The organism is Verrucomicrobiota bacterium (assembly GCA_027622555.1).
In the GTDB taxonomy this organism is placed as follows: domain Bacteria; phylum Verrucomicrobiota; class Verrucomicrobiia; order Opitutales; family UBA2995; genus UBA2995.
Genome location: JAQBYJ010000103.1, coordinates 1 through 18,822, shown reverse-complemented (window position 1 = coordinate 18,822; position 18,822 = coordinate 1). Strand labels below are relative to the sequence as shown.

At 48.9% G+C, this 18,822-nt stretch carries 15 protein-coding genes and 1 pseudogene; 7 read left to right on the top strand and 9 right to left on the bottom strand.

Annotated elements, in window-relative coordinates:
* Positions 1 to 112: 112 nt before the first annotated feature.
* The gene (locus O3C43_20145; GenBank protein MDA1068803.1) at positions 113 to 319 is read right to left on the bottom strand and encodes a hypothetical protein; all 207 of its coding nucleotides are present in this window, start codon (positions 317 to 319) and stop codon (positions 113 to 115) included.
* Positions 320 to 774: 455 nt separating this feature from the next.
* Between O3C43_20145 and O3C43_20140 the strand changes: the two genes are divergently transcribed.
* The 6 genes from O3C43_20140 (at position 775) to O3C43_20115 (ending at position 5,880) form a co-directional block, all read left to right on the top strand.
* Positions 775 to 2,703 (top strand): carbon starvation protein A, encoded by a 1,929-nt coding sequence (locus O3C43_20140; GenBank protein ID MDA1068802.1) that lies wholly within the window; start codon positions 775 to 777, stop codon positions 2,701 to 2,703.
* A gap of 33 nt (positions 2,704 to 2,736) precedes the next feature.
* Entirely contained in the window at positions 2,737 to 3,009 is a 273-nt protein-coding gene (locus O3C43_20135) for a Smr/MutS family protein (GenBank protein MDA1068801.1), read from the top strand.
* Between the two features lie 80 nt (positions 3,010 to 3,089).
* A complete protein-coding gene (locus O3C43_20130) occupies positions 3,090 to 3,503 on the top strand; it encodes a hypothetical protein (protein MDA1068800.1) in 414 nt (137 codons plus the stop codon).
* A gap of 95 nt (positions 3,504 to 3,598) precedes the next feature.
* Complete coding sequence (locus O3C43_20125) at positions 3,599 to 4,792, top strand: phosphoribosylaminoimidazolecarboxamide formyltransferase (protein MDA1068799.1); 1,194 nt, start codon at positions 3,599 to 3,601, stop codon at positions 4,790 to 4,792.
* A 14-nt stretch (positions 4,793 to 4,806) separates the two neighbouring features.
* A complete protein-coding gene (locus O3C43_20120) occupies positions 4,807 to 5,673 on the top strand; it encodes a GNAT family N-acetyltransferase (GenBank protein ID MDA1068798.1) in 867 nt (288 codons plus the stop codon).
* Between the two features lie 33 nt (positions 5,674 to 5,706).
* Positions 5,707 to 5,880: a hypothetical protein gene (locus O3C43_20115; protein ID MDA1068797.1), complete on the top strand. Its 174-nt coding sequence runs from the start codon at positions 5,707 to 5,709 to the stop codon at positions 5,878 to 5,880.
* A gap of 111 nt (positions 5,881 to 5,991) precedes the next feature.
* On the opposite strand, the gene O3C43_20110 is transcribed toward O3C43_20115, so the two are convergent.
* The 3 genes from O3C43_20110 to O3C43_20100 all read right to left on the bottom strand — a co-directional run bounded on the left by O3C43_20110 (position 5,992) and on the right by O3C43_20100 (position 9,147).
* Positions 5,992 to 7,344, bottom strand: a complete 1,353-nt coding sequence (locus tag O3C43_20110) for an MFS transporter (protein MDA1068796.1) — start codon at positions 7,342 to 7,344, stop codon at positions 5,992 to 5,994.
* Positions 7,345 to 7,492: 148 nt separating this feature from the next.
* Positions 7,493 to 8,209 carry a cytidylate kinase-like family protein gene (locus tag O3C43_20105; GenBank protein MDA1068795.1) on the bottom strand — a complete coding sequence of 239 codons (717 nt, stop codon included), beginning with the start codon at positions 8,207 to 8,209 and terminating at the stop codon, positions 7,493 to 7,495.
* Positions 8,210 to 8,373: 164 nt separating this feature from the next.
* On the bottom strand, positions 8,374 to 9,147 hold the full coding sequence (locus tag O3C43_20100) for a putative 4-mercaptohistidine N1-methyltransferase (protein ID MDA1068794.1): 774 nt from the start codon (positions 9,145 to 9,147) through the stop codon (positions 8,374 to 8,376).
* Positions 9,148 to 9,317: 170 nt separating this feature from the next.
* Here O3C43_20100 and O3C43_20095 point away from each other — a divergent pair, with 170 nt between their 5' ends.
* A complete protein-coding gene (locus tag O3C43_20095; protein MDA1068793.1) occupies positions 9,318 to 10,133 on the top strand; it encodes a methyltransferase domain-containing protein in 816 nt (271 codons plus the stop codon).
* A gap of 344 nt (positions 10,134 to 10,477) precedes the next feature.
* Here the strand turns inward: O3C43_20095 and O3C43_20090 are convergent, their stop codons facing one another.
* The 5 genes and pseudogenes from O3C43_20090 to O3C43_20070 form a co-directional block, all read right to left on the bottom strand.
* On the bottom strand, positions 10,478 to 10,918 hold the full coding sequence (locus O3C43_20090) for a DUF3237 family protein (protein MDA1068792.1): 441 nt from the start codon (positions 10,916 to 10,918) through the stop codon (positions 10,478 to 10,480).
* Positions 10,919 to 11,018: 100 nt separating this feature from the next.
* A pseudogene (locus O3C43_20085) lies at positions 11,019 to 11,180 on the bottom strand (restriction endonuclease).
* A gap of 323 nt (positions 11,181 to 11,503) precedes the next feature.
* A complete protein-coding gene (locus O3C43_20080; protein ID MDA1068791.1) occupies positions 11,504 to 13,720 on the bottom strand; it encodes a pyrroloquinoline quinone-dependent dehydrogenase in 2,217 nt (738 codons plus the stop codon).
* Between the two features lie 22 nt (positions 13,721 to 13,742).
* Positions 13,743 to 17,120, bottom strand: coding sequence for a S41 family peptidase (locus O3C43_20075; protein MDA1068790.1), 3,378 nt, complete (start codon positions 17,118 to 17,120; stop codon positions 13,743 to 13,745).
* A gap of 103 nt (positions 17,121 to 17,223) precedes the next feature.
* Positions 17,224 to 18,501, bottom strand: a complete 1,278-nt coding sequence (locus tag O3C43_20070) for an HTTM domain-containing protein (protein MDA1068789.1) — start codon at positions 18,499 to 18,501, stop codon at positions 17,224 to 17,226.
* Between the last annotated feature and the right edge of the window lie 321 nt (positions 18,502 to 18,822).

Sequence of the window (18,822 nt, the reverse complement as noted above, 5' to 3'; positions counted from 1 at the left end):
TCAAGCCTTAATACTGGTTTTCCAAAACTTTATCATGCGCATTTTACGGACAACCAGCGGCTTTTCGAACAGGGTCTATCTAGTGTGTTAATCAAATAGGCAACGCTCCGGATCAAGAAACATGCTTAGGACCGACCATGTGGTCGGATACTAAGACCATCAATATAATTCCGCCGAATATCCCTACTCCTATGGGATTTTCACGAAGCATGTTAACTGCTTTTTGACCAACATTTAGTGAAGCCAGGTCAAAAGACATGAAAGAAATCGCAAAAACCGCTAGGACCAGGATCTTTAGTAAGGTTTTTAAAAGTGTCATTTTCTTGTTTGGTAATAAGGTGAATCAATCAAATTTCACACTTAATTTACCAAATTTACTGAAATTAATATATAGGGGTATCCCCTATTGTGCTATGGAGCTTCTCTGCATTATGCTCTGGATATTTACCTTACACTTCGATTTTATATGAATATATTCCCTTATTTTATAAGGCTTACAGCGATTTGGAGAGTTTCCACCATATGGTTTTAGAATCCGCAGATATTTTTAAATCCCTCCTCTCGAAGAAAAATGCCTGCAAAAGAATTGTAAAAAAACTGTTATTTTAGCTGTTCAATTCAGAATCACATCGGAGAGGTGAGAATTCAAAGCGCATCGCACAAGAGAATACCGGAAATTCGCAAAGAAAACATAAACCAACCTCTAAGGCTTTCCCAAGTCTTGACGCTGTCCTGCCAGACCTATTAAAACCCTAAAAAACCAATTCTTAATCCATGTCTACGCTAGCAATCGCTCTAGGAGCTCTCGTTCTCTATCTAATCGCCTATAACACCTACGGCAAATGGCTCGCAGGTAAAATCTTCAAACTCGACCCCGATGCGATCGTCCCAAGTGTTGCGCTCAACGACGACAAGGACTTTGTCCCCACCAAAAAAGGGATCATCTTTGGGCATCACTTTACCTCCATCGCTGGAACAGGCCCCATCGTCGGCCCGGCTCTAGCCGTTATTTGGGGGTGGGTCCCCGCGCTTCTCTGGGTCCTGTTTGGATCCATTCTTATCGGCGCGGTGCACGACTTCGGAAGTCTGGTTGTTTCCATTCGAAATCGTGGACAGACTGTAGGGGACATTGCAGGACGTATACTAACAAAGCGCACCCGGCTTTTGTTTCTCTCAATACTATTTATGGCTCTCACAATTGTATTGGCCATCTTCGGTCTCGTCATTGCCAACGTTTTTGACCTCTACCCTTCAGCGATTTTTCCCTGTCTTGTCCAAATACCCATCGCCGTTTTTATCGGCGTATCTCTCCATCGTCAGGGCATAAATATTCTCATACCTTCAGTCATCGCCCTCGTCGTCATGTATGTCTCCATCATTTTCAGCGACTGGGGAATTTTCCACGTGGTCAACCATACCCTGGGTGGCGAACCTGGTGTACTCAATGACGGTCTCAGTCTCTTCGCCTGGGTTCTGGTTCTCCTCATCTATTCTTACATAGCCTCAGTGCTACCCGTCTGGACCCTGCTTCAACCTCGCGACTTTATTAATTCCCTTCAATTGCTTTCGGCCCTGGCACTCGTCGTCCTTGGACTCGGCGTCGCTGCCATCATTGGTGGAGCTCCCATTGCGGCAGAAACAGGTCGCATCAGCCTGGAAATTGTTGCCCCTGCTTTTCGCTGGGCTCCGGAAGGCGCACCATGGATTTTCCCCTTTCTGTTCATCACTATAGCCTGTGGTGCTGTCAGCGGATTTCATTGCCTCGTTTCTTCCGGCACATCGTCCAAACAGATTAAATGTGAAACCGACGCCCAATTCGTCGGTTATGGATCCATGCTCACGGAAGGCTTCCTCGCCACCCTGGTGATACTTGCCTGCGTTGCCGGACTCGGACTCGGTGCCGCTTCTGCCGGAGGAGAATTACTCACCGGAAGCGCGGCCTATGATGCACGTTACGAATCCTGGAACACAGCCCAAGGTCTGGGTGCCAAGATTGGTGCTTTTATCGAAGGCTCTGCAAATTTCCTGCGAGCACTGGGTCTCTCCGCTGCTTTCTCCGTAGCACTCATGGGGGTATTTGTGGCGTCGTTTGCTGCCACCACTCTCGACACTGCCTGTCGACTGCAACGCTACGTCATTCAGGAACTGGCATCCACATTTGCTCCTCAACCAGGAACCAGCGACCTCGCAAGCGGCAAATCCGCCAGCCGGAATCCTCTCGGCTGGTTAACAAACAAACACGGAGCAACCGTTTTCGCCATCGTCCTCGCGGGCCTCATAGCAGCCATCCCACTGCCAGGTTCTCCATGGGGTTGGGCCTCAGCCGGGAAAGGCGGACTCATCCTCTGGCCACTTTTTGGGGCAACTAATCAGCTCCTCGGCGGACTCGCATTTCTAGTGATTACTTTCTGGATGTGGCGTCGCAACCTTCCCATTTTCTTCGTAGCCATTCCGACCGTTTTCATGCTGCTCCTGCCCGGGCTCGCCATGGGAGTTGAACTTTTCAAACCCAACGGTTGGCTCGCTCTCCAACAATGGCACCTGGTCTTTATCGGCGTCGCCACGGTAGCACTCGAAGTTTGGATGATTGCGGAAGCTCTCATCGCCTGGCCCAAGGCCAAGGGTGTGCTCGAACCTTCTCTCCCGCCTCTCCCAGGCTCCCTTCGGGCTGAACCCCAAACCGAAGGCGGGCGTTCTTGCTAACGCACCGGTTCCGGAAATTCAGAAAAGCTAATCATGGAGCCTGTCGAATATCCCATCGACGGTGAATTGGACCTTCACCAATTTCGTCCCAACGAAATCAAGGATCTCGTCACCGACTACCTGGAGCTTTGTCAGGAGAAAGGGATACTCAAAGTAAGGGTGGTTCATGGGAAAGGTATTGGCACTTTGAAAACCACGGTTCATGCACTCTTGCCGAAACTTGAAACAGTGAAAAGCTTCCATCTCGGCGACGACAGATCCGGAGGCTGGGGAGCAACCTGGGTTTATTTGCATCCTCCAACATAAAAGTCGATTTCAAGAAGGCCGCGGGTTCTGTAATGAGAATGAAACTTCCGCAGGAATTATGGGTAGTAACTCTTAGCGTAATGAAACAGACAGTTATACAAATCAGTAAAGAAGTCGCATGGGCTCCATTGGGAGTATTTATAGCACATGCGATTTTGGGAAGGCTCTTGGGCCACGAGCCTTACGTGGATCCCGCGATGCACTTTCTAGGCGGAGCAGCCATCGCTTATTTTATTCGGCGCGCCGCAGAACTAATTCCGCAATGGGTAGGGACTCCCTCTTCACTGGGTTTCGATCTTATCGCATTTGGACTCGCCTGCTTTGCTGCCTTGTTCTGGGAATTTGCTGAGCTCTTCTCGGACATATTCCTGGATACCCGTATCCAAATAAGTGCTCGAAACACTTTGCGGGATCTTGCACTCGGAGTCATGGGAGCAACGACCTATTTGGCTCTTAGGTTTATCAGTTCGAAAGGATCTAAGGCGACGCCCTGAATTAGGTTTTAATGGCCTGGCAAAATAATCTAAAAAAATTGCCGTGACAAAAAGGGAAGGACTCCAAAGCTGCTGCATTCCGCAAATCCCTTTTAATCCAACTCTCTTATCCGATCCGACTCATGATTGAACTTCGCTACGGCGCGAATCCTCACCAGAAAACCAAACCCATTACTTTTTCTTCGGGTAAGGAACCCTTGAGGCTGTTAAACGGTGCTCCCTCCTACATCAACTTGCTCGATGCCCTGACAGCCTGGCAGTTGGTAAAGGAACTCCGCGAAGCAACAGGTCTGCCGAGTGCTGCTTCTTACAAGCATGTCAGTCCTGCCGGTGCAGCGGTGGCAAAAGAGATCGATGAGGCGTTTAAAGAATCCCAATTTCTCAAAACGACCGACTTCTCTCCTTTGGCAAGTGCCTATGTGCGCGCTCGTGGCGGCGATCGTATGTGCTCATTCGGAGATGCGGCAGCGGTAAGCGATGTCGTCGACGTGAGCCTGGCTCAGTTTTTAAAAACCGAAGTCTGTGATTTGATCATTGCGCCTGGTTACGAACCAGAAGCTCTAGAGATCCTCAAACAAAAGAAAAAAGGTAACTTTCTGATTTTCGAAATCGATGCGGACTTCGAGCCAGATCCATTTGAAACACGAGAACTATACGGAATTCAGCTTTCCCAGGAACGCAATGCGACAACCATTACCCGGGAGAATCTTACAGAAATTGTTTCTAGAAATACCGACATGCCGGAAAGCATTTACCAGACTTTATTGGTAGCTGCCATCACATTGAAATACACTCAATCAAACTCCATCGCCCTGGCATATGATGGACAAATCGTTGGATTGGGAGCCGGACAACAATCACGCATCCATTGCACACGGCTCGCTTGTGACAAAGCGGAGAAATGGTTCCTCCAACGTCACCCAAAAGTAAGAGCACTACAATTTCAGGATAAGCTACCCAAGGTCGCCAAAACCAATTTGATCGACCAATACCTTCTGTGGGATTCGCTCAGCTACCGCGAAGAGGCCATGATGCTTGAAGGATTCATTGAACACCCGGAACCGATTTCAAAAGAAGAGAAAGCGCAGTGGATCAACACGTTTGCTGGCATTACCCTGGCTTCGGATGCATTTATCCCTTTCCGCGACAACATTGACCGAGCGAGTCGCACCAATGTTCAATACATAGTCGAAACAGGTGGCAGCTTCCGTCAGGACGATGTCATCCAGGCAACGGACGAGTACGGCATGGTACACATTCACACGGGTATCCGAAGTTTCTTGCACTAAAATCCCCTTGAAACATGGAGGTCACAGAGCACAAGGATCCTCAGACATTAAGGAAATTAATCGAGCCCCTGCTCCTCGAAAATGAGTCACAGAATAATCTCTTCATGGGGTTGCTCATTCTTTACTGCGAACAGGAAGCTCTTCAGGAGGACGACCACTTCTGGTTCAGGATTGAAGATGAAGGAGAAATCAAACTGGCCGGTTGGCGAACCCCGCCGTTCCCGTTTGGCCTTTGGGCACCTGAAGGAAATTGTGAGCCCGCATTGGAATGCTTTTTAGAATACCTTAAAGAAAAGAATAAGGAGGTTCCCGGTGTCGTCGCGCGAAAGTATCTCGCCGATACATTTTCGAATCTGGCGAAAGACGCATTCAACCTGGAAAGCTACTTCAACATGGAACAAGGCTTATACGAATGCCGTGAGGTTGACCCATCACTTCTGGGTTCTGGGACACTTCGCAAGGTTGAGCCATCGGAGCTGGATTTGCTTACAGATTGGATGATCGCTTTTTATATAGATGTCCTGAATCGAGAACCGTTGCGCTCAGAGATCAGGGAGCGGATCGCCACAGAAATTGAATTGGGCATGTATTTTTTCTACGAACTCGAAGGTCAACCCGTTTCAACCGCCGCTTTTGCAAGGCCCATGGTAAATGGGATCACTGTAAATATGGTCTACACTCCGGCCGAGTTCAGAAGGAAAGGTCACGCGACTGAGTGTGTTGCTCAACTCACGCAAAAACTGCTGGATGAAGGATGGAAATTTACAGCTCTTTACACCGACCTCAATAACCCCACTTCAAACAGTATTTACCAAAAGATCGGTTATCGCTGCGTAGGCGATTCAGCCGAGATTCGTTTAAAACCGATAACGCGGAGATAAACTCAATTGTTTCAAAAAATTGTACCGAACGAAGTGACATCACCCCAATGGGATGAGGAACACCTGTCACGCCCTTGGGCGACGGCGGAAGGCGCGGTTCACAAGCAAACGCCGGAGCGCAGGCTTCTACGTGACCAAGCGGGTTGTGGACTGGAACGCAGTTCCTCGCGCATGTCAAATTTAGCCTTCGAAGGTGCGTTTTTGTAAGTTCACTTTTTGTGAGGTTTTGAAAATCAATATTAATATCCAAAACTCGTTGTTTAAAATTAGGATACCATTTGCACCATTGAAGGCGTATAAAACGTTTGGGTAAAGTTGCTAAGTCTTTTCCGCCAGCTTCCGTTGAGGATTATCGGCATAGAAACTCAACCCCAGGATTCCCAACGGAACTATTAAGCCTCCCCAAAATATTCCAGTGAATCCAGAGCCATGGTCCTTGAAAATGGTAAACAAAACGGGACCCATCCCACTTGCGATTACAGCAATCGATCCATTGAGTCCATGAATGGCACCCAAGTGGATGCGCCCAAAAAATCGCGGCCATACATTCCCACTGAAGTTTGCATAGGCCCCATTGCAAATGCCCATTCCCAAAACCATCACGACAAATCCAACAGATTTTGGAAGAATCAGTAGCCCTAAAGGAAAACAAAACATACCGCAGATAACCCCCATCAGGACATATTTAATTCTGACATAATCGCTTAGGTAACCAATCAGGAAATTGGCCAGCACTCCCGAAATCGCCGAGGGAATAAATAACACCAGCATGGTCGAAGGTTCGATACCGATCTCCTCCGAAATGGCTATCACATGAAAGGTATAACCAGTGCCAAACAACGCCATCCACGCAAATGCAGCAGCAAAGGCCCAGAAGGCCATCGTCCTAACTGCTTCGGCTCTGGTAAAATCACGCACGAAAACTTTATCGGGGTGAATCCGTTTCGAACCGGTTCCCTTTAGCGGGCCATCCATCTCCAGTCCACACTCCTCCGGATTGTCCCGGAAGAATAGGTAGCACAACAGCGTCACACCCCCCATCATTGCAAGCGCCATGAGCAACCAGGAATTGCGCCACCCCACCAGGTTTATTATCCAGCTGAAAACCCAAGGAGTAATGGAAAATGAAATACTGACCCACATTCCACTAATCGACATGATCAATCCACGCCGCTCATGAAACCATTTCCCAATCATGGCCTGCGAGGCCATGGTGAGCATTCCCTGAGCTGTAAACCTGAGGGAAAAGAATCCGAACAGAATGACACAAAAGGGCACCCACCAATGAGCACTACCCGTTACCGCCTGAGCCCAATTAGAGATGTAATCCGAGAACCCCAAATAAATGAGAACCAAGCCCAAACAAAACGAAACGAGTACCGCCGTCTTACGACTCCCGAACACATCGTAAGCTCGCCCACCGAATGGAAGCATCAAGCCACTCATCGTTGTTCCAAAAAAATAGGCCATGCTTAACTGCATGCGCGTGAGCCCCAAACCCTCGATGAGGAAATCCGTAAACACGCCGACCCCCATCGTCTGACCAGGAATACTGCAAATGATTCCAAAAGTCCCGACCGCAACAATTACCCAACCGTAGAAAAACGGCCATCGTTTAGGACTGTGTGGAAACTCCGGATGCCAAAGCCCTTGATGCTTGGACTCAATCATTTCGTGAGGCCAAACAACAGATGTAACTTTTAAAAGATGATCTAATTACCGGAACCATGGAATGCTCAAGCGAGGATTCTGAGCATAAGGCAGCTCCGTCTTACTGAAATCAACTGAAAAATCCGGACAAACGTCTGCGAGATATTATTTAAACGATGGCCGTGCGCCGTTTCGTAAAAAAACAACCCACCAACGAGGCAATGTCTTCCATCGAAAGATTGTCGGTATTAATAGTCAGATCATAAGCCAACGGATCGTCGATAGCTTCATTAAAGTTATCCTTTATCCATAATTCTCGTTCCCGATCTCCTTTTTTGATGAAGCTCTTTGCCTCCTTGGCCGATATGTTATGATAATCTACAACCCGCTTCACGCGTTGTTCCAAGCTTCCAACCAAGCGCAAATGGAGACCGTTATGCAACCTCCTCGTAATAATATGAGATCCACGGCCGATCAGAATAACACCACCGATATTTCCGAAATGAAGCAGCGATTTAAACACGAGCTGATTTAATTCCCACAAAGATGGATGGAGCCCCGCCAATTCACCAATCAAGGATTCAATTTCCGAGACTCGTTTCTCCGGAAGATACTTCGAAAAACGTTCTGGCAGTCCATGTTCCTTCATGGACATTTCCACGAGATCTTTGTCGAACACAGTCCAATCATTATGCGGCAGGGGCCACTTCATATCCAGATAACCTCGTAGCATCTTGCTCAAGGTATGCCCTCCCGCGCCGGTCTCCCGCGATATCGTGACAAAAGGTTGCCCCGTTCTTGGGGGAGGAACATATTTCTTTTTGTCTGCCAAGTAATATGCCAAATAGGAATGACACTTTTCTAATTCAGGATGCAAAAGGCTCATAGCAAAAATAAAGTTTTAGGTTACACTTCTATTTAAAGTGTACTTATAATCTATTTTTATGAGTTCTCAAATCGGGCAACCAATTTTCTGAAATGAGATATTACACTCATTAAAATTAAAACGCGCCCTATAACCTGTGACTACTTGTAGCAGCCGCCAGCGAATCAGGAATCACTCTTTCGGATCCAAACGGAACCCTGCGCCACACTCCATTGAAACTTGCGTGCATGCTCCCGGATCAGGAACGGCAAATCCAAAACACGGACTTTCACGAAATGCTTGGACAAGGCAGCTTCCAACCCATCGATGGTTCGAACAACACCACTTTCAGCCTCATAACCTCCCAGCCAGTTTTCCTTCGGCGTATATTCCTCAAGCCAGGTGTAGGGCGAGGTGATAACCAGTTGACCACCGGGATTCATGAGCTTTGGCAACGCGTTTAAAAAAGCCATCGGTTGAATTAAGCGATCAATCAAATTCGCCGCTAAAATCACATCAAAGGTTCCGAGATCATCCGGCAATGCAGTAGCATCGGCTTGCTGGAAGGTAACGCTGCTGGCATCCAATCCTTCCGGTATTCTGGCTTCCAATTCAGTGACCAAAGCTCCTTCATCCGCACGATGGTACCGAATTGAACCCGAAGCTTTAAGCAAATCCGCCGCTTCAATAAAACGATGAGAGTAATCGATACCCAGGACACTTGTGCATAGCCGTGCTAATTCAAAACTGGACCGACCGACAGCACATCCCAGATCAAGCGCACGAGCGTCATTGGACAAAATACCTGAATCAACACACTCTACAACACACCGTACCGGGTAATTCAGGGCGGAAACCGGTCCGTTGGCATAAGGTAGAATTTCATCAGCGGAACCGTAGTGGAATAATAAATATTCCGAAACAGCTTTATCAGTTTCGTAAAATGGAGTGTCGGGCATAGGAGCTTGATATTTCTTTAGGTCGATCCTTAGGGGAGGACCTTTCAGTATTCCAGCTATTTATCTTTGAACGAAATTATTGCTGACGCTTGGAGTTGATATAACCATTAGTCTTATTCCAATCATTACTTCCCATATTCCGGAATTCGCCCAGACGATATTTTGCAGCCATGTCCCTGATTCGTAAAATCCGCCGAAGCAAACCGGCCCAGAAATGCACCTACAATGTACTGAACTGGGTCATGCGAAAAAACGCGGACCTCCAAACGCTCAACTGTGGCCTGGTACCAAAGTCAGGGTTCCAAGTGGGGGAAGAGTATGGAGAAAACGCGATTTCCCGACTGGGCTTGGAACTGTATCATTACGTAGCTCAACAATACCCAACCTACTTTTCAGAAAAACGCTTACTCGAAATCGGGTGTGGACGTGGGGGCGGTGCCGCATACATAGCAGATCGATTCCAACCCAAGTCAGTTGTAGGAATAGATTTTTCGACTCAATCGATTCGATTAAGCAAAAACCGCTACAAGGCGAATAACTTGTCATTTGAAATAGGAGACGCCAGCGACCTTCGCTTCGACAATGCATCGTTTGATTTTTTGCTCTCCATCGAAACGTCACACATGATTCAGCAGAAAGAGAAATTCTTCTCCGAAGCGTTTCGTATTACAAAGCCAGGAGGCTGTTTCATGTATCTGGATTTTATCTATGCCAAACCTTCATCAGACCACTCTATTGAAAAAGTCGAATTAGCTATTCAGCAAACCGACTGGCACATCAGCAGACACATAGACCTCACCGAATCCGTTTTAGAAGCGCTTAAAACAGCCTCTCCCATTCGCGAGGCTTTGATTGAGAAAAAGTGTCCACGGCTTTTGCGAAACCAATTCAAAGAATTTTGCATGACCAGCCAAAGTAACACCTACCGTGCATTCGTCGAAGGCCGCACCAAGTATTATTTCTATGTCCTGAAAAAACCTGAATAACCAATCAGGCAAATTACGATGGCTGGAACCTAAGGCTCGTCAGCAACAGCATCGCTACAGGTATTTTCGGTCGCTTTAGAAATCTAGAGGACTCAAAGCAATTCAGTTTTGAGATCCTGATTCATTCTTCTCTTTTCTTTTAACCACCAGTCTCCGCCAAGGCTACGCCACGGCACGGCTGATTGCGCTGATAGGTACTGATTTTTTCTTTTCGAATTGTCCGGAGCGCATCTGTGTAAATCTGTAATCTGTGGTTACTTATACCTTCTCCAAACGTCAAAGTGATGAATGGCTGGGAGCGGAGCTTCCAGTCATTTCATCGACTGCCTGGTTAGCCTCCATGCTTACTGCATATAAGCGTCTAGGTGAATCTTGCCAGTGGCCAAGTTCACGGTCCCAACTGCCCAGACCTGTCTCGCATTGACCCAAACATAGTTTTCTGCAGCCGTGGCGAGGGTTACGTTCTCACAGAGGTCGGCAATGGGTTCAGCAGCCCGCGGCACACCTACTCCATCGGCAGATAGTGCAATCTTGTGACCGTCCTGTGTTTCGATCGTAGCGCGAATATCCAGGTCCATTCGACCGTCGCTGCGTATCCGAAGGTAGTCCACGCCGCTTACCTTCCCAGTAAGCCGACCGGTGGCTTGTCCAGCAAAGGCTACATCAACGCGAGCACCTTGCGGCGGGATTTTGGACTGACCTGACAGGATAGCCTCTAGCGTAACGCCGAAGTCCGTCGCCCCTGTGATATCAAGATCGTATTCATATATTTTTTCGCCTTTCATGTAATCCTTTTTTTGCTCGCATTCTGTTTTCTGGATTCACCCCTCGCGAGATAAAGTTGGCCAGACTAGTTTTCTAATGGCTCCTTTAACTGTTCTACCATTATTCGCCCTCAAAGTAATCAGTGTCGATTCTCTTCAATTCATACATACTTGCCAATGAAACACCAACTGAATAATCAAACATCAAAGATGATAATCGATCTCCGTCAATTAGTATTATCTTCGAATTGATCGTACTAACATACTCAAGTGCTTGATCCGTAAAACTAGATGTAGCGGTCTATGTATGGGGTCGATGTTCATATTTCATATTCATAAAAATTTGCCCTATCTCTCTCAGTAGAAAAGTGAAAGAAGTTATACAAATGAATCACATCACTCTACCAAGAACAATCTTAGAAAATTAGTGGGAATAGGAAAAAAAGTATCCGGAGAGAGCATAAATATGAAATATGAACATTGACCCTTTTCGTGACCTTTTTCAATTAGATATGTAGTGTCAGTTGCTCCCAACTCGACCTCTGAAATTTGGCCGCGATACAATGGCATCGATGCGAGCATCGAGCCCTACGTGTTGATCAGCGCTCACTCAGGTAAAGCAAAACAGTAGTAGCTGTCGCTCGACGGCGTTTGGTGAATGCCTCCCCCGCTACCATTCATTATCACATACTGCCTTCCATTGAACAGGTAAGTAGCGGGTGTGCCATAACCGGAACCATCCATTTGATAGTGCCACAACTCCTTGCCGCTTTGTTTATCAAAAGCCCGGAAACGCTTGTCCAGGGTAGCACCGATAAAAATCAATCCGCCTTGGGTGACAACCGGACCGCCGATATTGAAAGTACCGGTCGGAGAGTAACCCTTGGCTTCCAGTTCCGGATACGTTCCCAATGGGACCGACCATTTGAAGTCACCGGTGTTCATATCGATGGCATGCAACTGGCCCCAGGGACGTTTATTGATGGGGTAACCGTCCTGATCGTGAAAATCGTGGTGACCCGTGGAAATATAGGGAATGTTTCCCGTCCAGGTAAACGAGATGTTTTCCGTCTGGATCATCTCGTCTTTACGGTCGTCAAAAAGAAAGGCCACGACAGCCTCTCTTTCGACATCCAAAAAGGAGGCCCAGGACGGCATTTGCCCACGACCCTCGATGATGATTTTCATCACTTCCTCCCGACTCAAGCGATCCTTGACTGTGCGCAAGGCCGGCAGTTCGACGCCGGCCATTTTCCCGGCATCGTCCAGACCATGGCAATTGGCGCAGATGGATTGATAAATTCGTTGTCCGAGTTCCGGAAGTGCGACCTCCTTGTCGAACTTGGCTTCCCGCATGGAAATCCACTCGGCCTCGTTGCTTGAATTTATGATAAGTATATTTCCCTCCGGATCGAAGGCCGCGCCGGGCCATTCGGATCCACCATTGAACTGCGGAGCAATGACCAGCTTCTCAAAACCGGGAGGCGTAAAGATGGGTCCCAGCTTAAATTCCTTTAGTTGATCCAACACATGGGACCGGGATTCAGGTGACAGGTCGGTCACATCATCCAAAGTAAAATCCTGGTCGGTGTAAGCGGCGGGCTTCAAAGGAAAGGGTTGAGTCGGCGAGGTGTATTCACCCGGTATTTCGGAAGCGGGTACAGGCCGTTCCTCAACGCCAAAAATCGGTTCACCGGTTTCCCGGTTAAGCACAAACAGGTGCCCCATCTTGCTCGGTTGGGCCAGGGCATCGATTTTTTTACCGTCCTTGACCAGGGTAACCAGGGTAGGCGGTGTTGGCAGATCGTAGTCCCACAGGTCGTGGTGCACGGTCTGGTAATGCCAGATGCGTTCCCCCGTCTCCGCGTTGAGCGCCAAAATGCAGTTGGCAAATAAATTATCCCCGATCCGATTACCGCCCCAGTGGTCGTAGGTCGCCGAGCCGGTACCAAGAAATACGATACCGCGCTCTTCATCTAAAGTAAGTCCACCCCAAGCATTAGTTCCACCTACGAATTTATAGGAATCGGGCGACCAGGTCTCATACCCATACTCTCCGGGATGAGGCACCGTGTGAAAAATCCATTTACGCTCGCCAGTCCGAACATCGAAGGCACGAATATGCCCGGGGTTCGCTTGGTCGGGTCCTTCGCCCACACTGCCACCGAGAATCAACAAGTCCTTATAAACCACGCCGGGAACCCGTGTTTGAAACCGGCGGGAGATGCCATCGTGATCCAGGTTTTCAGACATATCAATTTTTCCACCATTACCAAAGCTTTCGACCAGCTCACCCGTATCCGCATTGATAGCATAATAAAAATTCCCTGCTCCATGATAAATTCTTCGATCATCCCCGCTTTCCCAATACAGTACACCTCGCGTCTGACCAGCTCCCTCGGAACCTTTATAAGGATCAAATTCCCAGATGACTTCAGCAGTGTCCGGCTTTACCGCATAGATTTTTTGTTTTTGCGAAGCCAGGTAAAGCTTGCCATTCACCATGAGCGGATTGAATTGAAAGGACGAACTCTTGCCGGGTGTGAAGTCATCAACCCGGAACCGCCAGGCCAGCTCCAACTGGTTAACATTGCCGGTGTTGATCTGGTCCAGTTGGGAATACTTAGTCCGGCCCACATCGCCATTGTAGGAACGCCATTCGACTTCCTGAGGGGCCTGTGTCCGCCTGCAAGCAACCAGTGCGAAGGAGGTTACTATTAGAAAAAAAGACCGAAGGAGTATATTTGAAAACATGGGGCAATCAGGATAATTCACAAAACCGGGATCACTATCTCGAACTTCCTGCCTCTTTCTCAAGGACATAAGTTAGCGAGGTTAAACTGTTTTATTTCCTGAATTCAGCCGGTCTGTTCTCAAAGGACTTATCCGGAAACGGCGGAGGTGGCGGCACGTCGCGGGGATCCTTTTCGATTTCAGCCAGTAGATACGCTATCGCCGCATCGAGCTGCGCGTCTTCACCGTTGAAGGTGGTGTGGGGCGGGTTGTCCACCTCGATATCCGGAATCACCCCAACCTGCTCGATCAGCCACTTACCGTCTGGTCCATAAACACCCATCATCGGGGCACGCGCCAGTCCGTTGTCCGAAAGCGTGTTGGAAGAACTGAGCCAGATCTCTCCTCCCCAGGTGCGCGTCCCCAAAACTTTCCCCAGCCCTAGCCGCTGAAATCCTTCGGCGAATGCCTCTCCATCGGAAGCCGTCAATTCGTCGGTCAGCACTATGATATGCCCGCGGAACGCATACTGCATGTTCCAGGAGGAGCGGAATTCACGCTCTTTCCAATACATCCAAGCCGTGCGCATGAGTTTCTCCAAAATAAAACTCTCGATATTGCCGCCACGATTGTGCCTCACATCGACAATCAGCCCTGGCCGATCGAACACCGGGTAAAATTCGCGATACCATTGCTCGAGATCACCGGAACCCATGGCTTGTAAATGCACATAGCCGATACTGCTTTCCGTGCGCGCCTCAACTATTCGTCGCCGACCGTATTCCCAATCATCGTAGCGAAGCTGGTAGCCGTTGGAAGTCGGAATGACAATGGCATCAAGTGAATCGCCGTTGGCTTTTTTTATGCCCAGGCGAACCTGTTTTCCGGCCTGGTTGCGCAGGAGCTCACCAATGCCGGTAACGGACAAGGTGGAGACTCCGTTGATTTGTGTGATTACATCGTCCACTCCGACATTCAACTCCGGATGATCCAGGGGTGAGCGTTCGTTCGGGTAATCAGGATCAGCCTGGTAAATGTATTCGATGCGATATCCACCGGCGGATTCATCCCGGGCAAGGCGGGCGCCCAGGGAAGGAACGGAAACATCGTCATTTCCTTCGCGCAGATCCCCTCCCCGCACACTGGTGTGCAAGGCGGAAAGCTCACCCACCAGTCGGCCGATAAGATCGGACAATTCATCCCGGGTGGTAACATGATCCACCAGGGGAAGGTATTTCCGGTACATGGCATCCCAATCAAGACCATGCATCCCCGGATCGTAAAAGTAATCGCGCTCCATCCGCCAGGCATCGGTGTATATCTGTCGCCAATCTTCCCTTACATCAATGGAAAAACTCCAATTGCTCAAATCTACTTTCGCGTCGTCCAGTTTGCCAACCGCTTTGGCAGCAGCGTCGACGACATAGAAATTCTTAGCTTTCCAAATCAGCATTTTTTTCCCATTGGAGGAAATGGCAAAAGTGCGAACGTCCGATGTTACTTGTTCAGGCTTGGGTTTGTCCTTATCGATTTTAAGACCCATCACATGGGTTTTTCCATCCGCTCCGGTATCTCGTTTGGTGAAGAAGAGTGCTTTGTCGTTGGCCTGCAAGCTCCCGTAGTTACCGGGCGCAACCGGCACTTCCTGGATGCGCTGCTGGATTCCCTCGACGTCTATCGTGACCAACTTGCCGGCACCTTCCTTCTTAACACTGGAGTCTTCATCGCTCTCCCCTTCCTCATCAGCGGAGGCATCCGGTTTCCCGTCGTCATCAACCGTTTCAGATTTCTCTTTCGGCGGCTTATCCTCGTGCAACTCATCATCGGGCCGGAACGGGGAACGCAGCCCGTCTTGCAGGGAGACATGGTAGATCTTCATTTGCCGGTCGAAGTAGGGCTCGGGTTGCCTCGGCCCCCAGGGGTGACCTACCAAGGTCTCGAAATTGCGGTCCGATAAAAAGTAGATCCACTTTCCATCCGGATGCCAAATGGGGTCTACGCTATTGGCCCGGTCGGTGGTCAAGGGGAAGACGGTTCCCGCTTCCGTCTGATAGACCATGATCTGGCTGAAGGTGTTGTCGGCCCGCTGGGCAAAGGCAATCCAGCGACTGTCCGGCGACCACCGGATATCACCCAGTCCATTGTTGTTGGTGGAAATTTTCTTTTGGTCGCCGGTGGCCAGTTCGAGCAGCCAGAGGTCCTCCTTCAAATCGCCATAGGCCACCCATTTCCCGTCGGGTGACGGATGGGCGGCAAAGCGCAGGACCTTCCCATCACTGGTTAACGTATCGGTTTCCCCAACACCCGTGGCCGGATGTTTTTCAAACTCAAACTCCGAGGACTCGTCCGAAAGCGTAATCACACTTTGACCATCACTGGAAAACATTGCATCCCGGTAGCGCACCCCTGGCTTGCGGGACAGGGTAACCGTCCGGCCACTTTTTACCGGAATGACAAACACACGACCGCGCGCCGTTATGGCCAGTTGTTCTCCTTCCGGATGAAACGAGACATGGGTAATATAATCGTTGGGCTCGGTTTCCCACTTTTCCCGCAGTTGGTCCAGGTCGCTTACCAGCTTGATCGGGATTACCGCATCCTTCCCGGACCGGATGTCATAGAGTCGGATGTCTCCGGCACGGTGGTAAACAATTTTTCCTTCCGACAGGGAAGCCTGACGCACATCGAAATCCTGATGCTCGGTGTGCTGCTGCAGATCGCCACCGGTATCTTTCATGGACCAGAGATTCATGGTACCATCCCGGTCGGTAATGAAGTACACCCGTCCTTTCCACCACATGGGATGATGGCTTTCCCCCGGATGATCGGTGGTCAGTTTCACCGCTTCTCCCTGACCTTCGGTAAACCGCCAGATCTGGCGGGCCGTGCCGCCCGAGTAACGCTTGGTCACATTGCGATGATAAGGAGGCCGGACAAAGAACACCGTTTTACCCGATGCATCGAAACTGGCTTCGGAGGCCTGGCTTAAAGGAAGCCGTCGAACCGCGCTGGTAGCTGGATCAATAGCCACCAATTGCAGGTCCGGCAGGGTGGAAAAATGAGTCGTGGTGTAAACCAGTTCTCCCTGCGGCGTCCACGCTGTGCTGATCGAAGCCTCGGCCTCAAAGGTCCAGCGTTTGGGCAATCCACCTTCCAGCGGCATGGTGTAAAGTTCTTCCGGCCCCTCATAAGCTGCGGTGAAGGCGAGCGTTTTACCATCCGGAGAAATTTTGGGATAGGTCTCCTCTCCCAGATGAGAGGTTAACCGGCGAGCAAGTCCACCCGAAACAGGAACCGTCCAAAGATCACCTTCGGCACAAAATACGATCGTATCCTTGTGCAGTGCCGGATACCGATAATAGCCTTCGATTCCCTGACCGTTCGAAGCATTAAAAGCTGAGAGAAAAACGAGCGCAATGCAAAGCATGTTCCCGACGATCCATCCGCGACTGAAGGGTATGTGAGCTAAAGAAATTAAATTGATTCTCATAATTGATTCAAGATGAAGGAGGATTAATACCAAGGGACTTGGAAATGAAAATAGCCAAGAGGCCGCCATGGACAAGCCTCGATAAAATATGCGTCCTTTTTTATCAATTGTCTCTTCCCATTTCTTCGATCTGATTGCATCGGAAATAGCGCCTCGGAATATCTGGCAAATGTTGGTGATCTACAAAAACCACCAATCCAGGACTCAACTTGTCATTCTCACAAAACCATTCAGTCAAAGAACGGATAATCCTCCATTCACTGACAAAGGGAACATTCAACTCACCCATGGACCACCCGCTTAGGGAGAGGATTCGATGCCCATCGGGGGCTTTCGGATCGAACAGATACTGGACTAATTCTTCCGGCACATGCTCGATTGCTTTTGGATCCACCCGGATGAGAACGCGTTGTTGCTGTCCGGCATAAAGACTGAATGAAAGATACCTATCCCACAAACCGAAGTAGAACAGAATAGGAGCAATGGTCAGCAATGCGCCGATAACCATCCCAGGGATTCGGAGCCTGGAGTTCTTTATGCCCGTCAAGGAAAAGCACTCGTGTTTATAGAACGCTACCACCACGAGAACCATCATCACAAAATTCCAGGGCCAAACAACGCTGTTCGAAATGGTTCCTTTCACCGGGCCCAACAAGACCAGGATCGTGAGGTGGGTTAACAATGCACATATGATCGCAATATGCCTGGTTCGTTTAATAAGCAGTCCGAGCCCCGTGAGTATTTCAAACACAGGAATCACATAACCAAATGCGAAAAGCGCAGCTCCGATTCCTTCGGTTCCCCAAGACTCCAACAACGGTTTAATCAGGCTATTTTCCCAGACACTCATCCATCCTGTCTGGCATTTATGAATCCCGCCCCAGATGTATACCATGATGACGATCATCTGTTGAATTCCCAAGGCTACACTAGCTACTTCACCCGTTTGGGATAGTAATCGCCGACGCTTTTTACGGCTTTTTTTGGATGCCCCCTGAGCATGGTGCGTATCGGATGGAGTTTGCTCCAGGTGTCCAAGTTCTGCCAGAAACAGGAACGGCACCAGCATCATTCCATATTGGTAGAACCAGGGTTGCCAGCGCGATTGATCCTGTAGTGCCAATATAAGCATCGACGACAACACGATGGCGATAAAAAGCCGACCCGGTTTATAGATCATCCACGTAACACATCCAAAGAAAAGCAGGACAAAAATAATATCCAACGGATGGGTAAATTGAGGCACCCATTCCCAAACAGGAAATAGCGGATACAGACGGTCAGTAATCCACAACTTCCAACTGAGAATCATTCCCGCCAGTAAGCCAGCACCCAAAATGCGAACGATCCAATGTAAGCGAAACTGACTATTCCAATTCATAGTTTTCAGTCAGCCTGAATTTGGCAGCGAAAGAACGCAAGGATCGGAAAATAATTTAACCATGAATGGACTTAGAGCAGCCAAACCGTAACCAAAGTTTAAATCGACCATAGATTGCTCGGACAAGCACAGATATTGTGAGAAATCCATAACCACGAATTGACACGAATCATGCGGTAGGGACCGATCACCACGCGGTCCGATATACTGAAAGGTTTGTTTTTTCATTTTTTTATTTGAACAGGAGCAACTGTGTCATGGAGCAAGTGCTAAATGATGGTTTTTAATTAATATGTGCATGTGAATGAGAAGCTTTCTCAT